The sequence below is a fragment of the Xenorhabdus griffiniae genome (assembly GCF_015163655.1).
Taxonomy (GTDB): domain Bacteria; phylum Pseudomonadota; class Gammaproteobacteria; order Enterobacterales; family Enterobacteriaceae; genus Xenorhabdus; species Xenorhabdus griffiniae.
Genome location: NZ_JADEUF010000010.1, coordinates 46,704 through 53,385, shown reverse-complemented (window position 1 = coordinate 53,385; position 6,682 = coordinate 46,704). Strand labels below are relative to the sequence as shown.

At 50.8% G+C, this 6,682-nt stretch carries 1 protein-coding gene and 1 pseudogene; both read left to right on the top strand.

Translation table 11 applies throughout. The features are described from left to right. Nucleotides 1-19 precede the first annotated feature (19 nt). Nucleotides 20-4,831 (top strand): annotated as a pseudogene (locus IQ211_RS03360) (amino acid adenylation domain-containing protein); the annotation flags it as partial. A 46-nt stretch (nt 4,832-4,877) separates the two neighbouring features. After that, nucleotides 4,878-6,551 (top strand): pyridoxal-dependent aspartate 1-decarboxylase PanP, encoded by a 1,674-nt coding sequence (gene panP / locus IQ211_RS03355; protein ID WP_189760895.1) that lies wholly within the window; start codon nt 4,878-4,880, stop codon nt 6,549-6,551. The last annotated feature ends 131 nt before the right edge of the window (nt 6,552-6,682 follow it).

The window sequence follows — 6,682 nt, the reverse complement described above, 5'->3', positions numbered from 1 at the left end:
AGAAACGGCCACTCTCACACAAACCGTGATCTCCCCAGCTGATCGCAGCCAGCCCTTGCCTTTATCCTTTGCTCAACAGCGGTTATGGTTCCTCGGTCAGCTCGATCCGGCAGCGAGTCAAGCCTACCATCTCCCTGCGGCGCTACGCTTGTCCGGTTCACTCAATCGCCATGCCCTGATGACGGCGTTTGATCGTCTGGTGGCTCGGCATGAAAGTCTGCGGACACGTTTCGTGCTGGTTGCAGGCCAACCCAGCCAGCAAATCGCCCCGGCGGATATCGGTTTTGCCCTGTCCTGTCAGGACTTGCGTCAGCTCGATCCCACTTTGCATATCAAGCGGGTAACTGAACTCGCGACCCTTGAAGCCCAGACTCCCTTCGATTTTGCTCAAGGCCCCCTGATCCGCGGTCAACTGCTGCAACTGGCGGATAAGGAACACGTGTTGCTACTCACACAACACCATATTATTACCGACGGTTGGTCTATTGGCGTGCTGGTACGAGAATTGGGGATTTTCTACTGTGCGGCACTTGATGGCAATGAAGATCCTTTACCACCACTACCCATTCAATATGCTGATTATGCGGTCTGGCAACATGAACAGTTAAAAGCAACCACCCTCGCTGCACAACGTGATTTCTGGTGTACTCAGCTTGAAGGCGTACCGGCCTTACTGACGTTACCCACCGATCGGCCACGCCCAGCCATACAAACCTATATCGGTGGCCAAATCTCTTTCCAGCTTGATACCACCTTATTGACGTCACTGAAGGAACTTGGACAGCGCCATAACACTACGCTGTTTATGACCCTATTGAGTGCCTGGAGTATCGTGCTGGCCCGACTCAGTGGACAAGATGATATCGTTATTGGTACTCCAGTCGCTAACCGCCCGCATCATGAGCTTGAAGGGTTGATAGGGTTCTTCGTCAATACGCTAGCCTTGCGCGTTACATTCAATGATGAACTCAGTGTGGCTGATCTGCTTGCACAAGTTCGCGAACGGGCGCTGGCCGCCTACGCCCATCAGGATCTGCCTTTCGAGCAGGTGGTAGAAGCCCTCCAACCTGAACGTAGTCTGGGCCACAGCCCGCTCTTCCAGGTGATGCTGGCCTTAAATAATACGCCAGCCCAAACTCTCATCTTGCCTGAACTACGGCTCACACCATTTGAACAGACGTATCACACCACTCATTTTGATTTGACATTATCACTGGCAGAAACTGAAGCAGGTTTAACCGGCGCCTTGTCCTATGCTACCGCGCTGTTCGATGCTGCAACTGTTGAGCGTATGATCAGTTACTTAACCAATATACTGATGGCGATAGTGGCAGATGAAACACAACGCATTGCTGCCTTGCCGATGCTGCCGGAATCAGAACAGCAACAGCTATTGATAAATTTCAACGCCACTCAAACGGATTTTCCGCAAGATGCCCTGATCCACCAACTGTTTGAAACTCATGCAGAACAGCATCCTGATACTCTTGCTATTGTCTATGAAGGCCAGACACTGAGCTATGGTGAACTCAACCGCCGCGCCAATCGGCTGGCCCATTATTTGATCACGCTGGGTGTGCGCCCGGATGATCGGGTAGCGATTTGTGCTGAACGCAGTTTAGACACAATCGTCGGCTTACTGGGTATCCTTAAGGCTGGCGGGGCTTACGTCCCTATCGACCCAAACTATCCGACTGAGCGGCTGATCTATATGCTTGAGGATGCAAGACCCGTGGCCTTGCTAACGCAAACAACACAGGTTAACCGACTGGACAACACCATACCCAAAGTATTGCTTGATGCACCAGATCCATGTTTGGCAACGCAACCGACCCACAACCCGCAAGCACATACACTGGGACTCACGTCACGCCATCTGGCCTATGTGATCTATACGTCTGGCTCAACCGGCCAGCCGAAAGGAGTGATGGTCGAGCACCGCAGTATCAATCGGCTGGTGATTAATAATGCTTACGCAGATATCGGTGCGCACGACTGTGTCGCTCATTGTGCCAATATCGCTTTTGACGCCTCAACCTGGGAAATCTGGTCTGCCCTGCTCAATGGAGGATGTCTGTACATCGTTCCACAATCTGTACTACTCGATCCGGCTCATTTCTGCACTTCCCTAATGAAGGGGCACGTTACCGCCCTTTGGTTAACGGTGGGCTTGTTCAACGCCTATTTCGATAGCCTCAAGCCCCTGTTAGGGCAATTGCGCTACCTGCTTATTGGCGGCGATGTGCTCGATCCCAGGAGGATACAGCAGGTGCAATTGGCTAAGTCCCAACCTGTACATTTCATTAATGGCTATGGTCCAACGGAAACCACGACGTTTGCTGCAACCTACGAAATGACTGCTCTTATTGATGCAACCCGTTCTATTCCTATAGGCCGCCCGATTGCCAATACCCAGATTTATATTCTGGATGCACATAGTCAACCCGTTCCCATCGGTGTTACTGGTGAAATCCATATCGCAGGCGCTGGCGTGGCCCGCGGTTATTTGAATCGCCCTGAACTGACGGCCGAACGTTTTCTCACTAATCCGTTCTCTGCGGAGCCAGACGCCCGCATGTACAAAACCGGCGATCTCGGCCGCTGGCTGCCCGATGGCAATATTGAATACCTCGGCCGCACTGATTTTCAGATCAAGCTGCGTGGCTTCCGCATTGAACTGGAAGAAATCGAAGCCAGACTCAGCCAATGTGACGGGGTACGCGAAGCGGTGGTGCTGGTTCGTGAAGATACGCCCGGTCAAAAACGACTGGTCGCCTATTTACGGCCGCAGGAAAGAATTGAGTTGCTGCCAACCACACTGCGCCAGCAACTTGCCCAATATCTTGCCGACTATATGCTGCCCAGTGCCTTTGTCTCGTTAACGACTTTTCCGCTAACCCCTAACGGCAAACTCGACCGACAGGCGTTACCTGTTCCCGATCAGTCCGCTTTCGTGGTGCGTGGCTATGAATCGCCTATCGGCAAGACAGAAACCGCTCTGGCCCAAATCTGGCAGGATTTGTTAGGACTGGAAAAAATCAGTCGTCATAATCATTTCTTTGAGCTTGGCGGGCACTCGCTGCTCGCTATACAGTTGTTGAATCGTATGCGTGAACAAAATATGCAGGTTTCACTGACCACCCTGTTCGCCCATCCAACCTTATGTGATCTGGCCCTGGCTACTAAGGAGCACTTCGTCATGCCTGTATCCCCATTTGATGCAAACCCTGTCCCACTCAGCCCGGCAGGTTCCTTGCTCCCTTTATTCTTAGTGCACGAAACTTCCGGCGATCCCCTGGTGTATTCTCCCCTGGCTGCCTTACTACCCCCTGAACTTCCCGTCTATGCTTTACAGGCGCTTGGCATCCATACATTGGCACACCCTCCGATGTCGATTGAAGCACTTGCCGCCTGCCATATTCAGGCCATTCGCCGCCTCCAACCCCAAGGACCTTATCGTCTGATGGGCTGGTCGATTGGCGGGTTGATTGCCTATGAAATAGCCCAACAATTAACCTGTGAGGGTGAGACAGTCGCGTTTCTTGGTATGATCGATTCCTATTATCACACCCATAAAGACAGTGATGACTTCTCTATAGACGAAGAAGCAAGGCGAATAGAATTAATCATTAACGCACTGCGTACTCAAAAAATGATTGGCGATGAGGAAGCGTTAGCAGAGCTGCACAGCCTCAGTGATCTGGAGCAAGTGCTTGATCACTGTATCGAACGCCAATGGCTGTCGGCGGGCATCACGCGCGAAGATATTCTTCTGCGTTTCTATACCGCCGAGATGATTACACAGCTTGGTCAGGGATATATCGCGCAAAAATCCACCTTACCTGTCCACCTCTATACGGCGGAAGAGTTAGTTAACGGCGACAGTTGGCACGGCTGGCATGGCATTGTCGGTCACGATTCGGTGCTCCACCCTATCGGCGGGACGCACTTTTCCATTATGCATTCGCCTCTGCTCAACCAAATCGTGGATTCAATCACTGAAAATTTACCGGATATGCCTTCCTTCGACCCACGGGTTATGATCCAGCAGGGCACGCCATCCGTATCGCCGCTCTTTTGCCTACCGGGTGCCGGCGCCAGCCCGTCCAGTCTGCTCGAACTGGCCCTATCGTTCCCAGCACAACTTCCGGTATACGCTTTACAGGCACGTGGGTTCACGACTGAACATCATTCCCCTTACCGCAGTGTTGAAGGCGCAGCCCGTGCTTATATCCAAAAAATCCGACAAGTCCAACCTTATGGTCCCTATCACCTGCTAGGCCACTCTTTTGGCGGCTGGATTGCCTTTGAAATCGCCTTGCAATTGCAAGCGGAAGGGGAACAGGTATCCAAGCTGATTCTTATCGATACCGATGAACCTGACCAGCAAGGAAAAGCTCTCAAGTCAGTCAACCGTATTGAGACAATCATGGAGTTAATCGATATCTATAATATGATATTAAATCAGCCGCTTCCGCTCGCCCGGCAAGATTTTGCTAACCTGGCCGCGGATGAACAAATTCAGCACCTGCACAGTGCCTTGGTTAAGGCCGGCCTTTTCCCGGCCAAAACACCAATATCGCTGTTGCAAGGGATTATTCGCGTTATGCAGGCTAATCTGAACACCAGTTATATTCCTCGTGCCCGTTATAAGGGACTTGTCCATCTGGTTAACGCTGAGGAAGGCGATAAGAATGAAAGGAGGAGTCGCGAAACCCAATGGCGTCTTCTGGTGGCAGAACTCAATACGATAGTTGTGCCCGGCAATCATATGACCCTGTTATCCACCCCCCATGTCGGGCAATGGGTAACCCGCCTATGGCAGAAGTGAGAGAAAAACATGACCGATATTATTAATGACTCTAAAGAGGCAAACTATGCTGTATTTTCCTGACAGCCTGGATCACGACGAAACGGATAAAAAAACGCTTAACACGCACTGTCTGGATGAGCAAGAATGGCAAGCACTGCTCAACCAGTTTATTTCCGCTGTCGGTGACGAAGATCTGGCCGGACTGGAAACGGAAATTGCTAGTGACCCTGTCGCTTATTGTCTGCGCGAATTAAACAAACCCATACGCGAACTAACGGAAATTGAAAGTCAGTTCTCCTCCGTGATTATCCCAGAATCTCCGGTTGATGCTGGGGCATATACCCAGTATCTGAGCGAAAATATCCTCAATCAAGTTGTGCCTGTATCATCACCGGCCTTTGTCGGTCACATGACATCGGCTCTCCCCAGACATTTGCCTGCTCTTGGCAAGATAGTAACAGCCCTGAATCAGAATCTGGTCAAACTGGAAACATCGCATATTTTAACTGCGCTGGAACGGCAGGTTCTGGGTATGATGCACAAGCTGGTGTATCGCGGTGATGAAACTTTCTATAAACAGTGGCTGCACAACAGTGATCATGCGCTGGCGACCTTCTGTTCTGGTGGAACCGTGGCTAATTTAACCGCCATGTGGGCGTGCCGAAACAAGCTTATGCCCGCCGACGGAGAGTTTGCTGGTCTTGCACGTGAGGGATTAGCCAGGGGGATGATGCATTATGGCTATAGTGGCTTAGCTATTTTGGTATCGGAACTCGGACACTATTCGCTGAAAAAAGCGGTGGATATTCTTGGATTAGGGCAGGATGCCCTGATAAAAGTGGATGCCGACAGAGAGGGGCGGATCAGCATTGATGCTCTGCTCACACAATTGCAAAAACTGCGCCAGCGCAATATCAAGCCTATGGCGATTGTCGGAATAGCTGGCACCACAGAAACCGGTGCCATTGACCCGCTGGATCTTCTGGCGGATATCGCTGAACAAGAACAGTGTCATTTTCATGTCGATGCCGCCTGGGGCGGAGCGAGTTTGCTGTCCGAACGCTACCGACACTTATTTACGGGTATCGAACGTGCTGATACCGTCACGATCGATGCACATAAACAAATGTATGTCCCTATGGGAGCAGGTATGGTGTTGTTCCGTCAGCCTACCCTGACCAACGCCATCGCCCAGCATGCTAATTATATTGTACGCAAGGGGTCAAAGGATCTGGGGCGCCATACTTTGGAAGGTTCACGCAGTGCAATGTCGTTGATGTTACACAGTAACTTCCATTTGCTTGGCCGCCAAAGATTGGCTGGCCTGATCGATGCAAGCATCGAGAAAGCACAACAATTCGCCAATCTCATCCGCCAGCAAGAAGATTTCGAGTTGATCAGTGAACCACAGCTTTGCCTGTTGACCTACCGATACGTGCCGCCAAAGGTATTACAGGCACTACGGGAGAGTTCAGACCAGATGAAACAGCAATTGCATGAAGCAATTAATGCACTGAACCAGAATATCCAAGCGGTGCAGTGGTCCGCCGGAAAATCTTTTGTCTCACATACCAGTCTCAAACCCGTGCAATGGGATCGACAACCCACAACCGTTTTGCGTGTCGTGCTGGCAAATCCTCTGACCACGTTGGCAATACTCGAAAATATGCTTGAAGAGCAGCGTCAGCTAGCACAACAAAGCCCGTTTTGGCAAACGCTACACAACTTAATCTGTTGAATATACCAATCTCACTTCAAGATGCGTGTGATATCTCCCCACGAAGCGGGGAGATATCAGGTTTCATATCGTGTTGTAAATGGCAAACGCCCTATCACCATATTTATATCAATATTTTTTATACAAAAAAT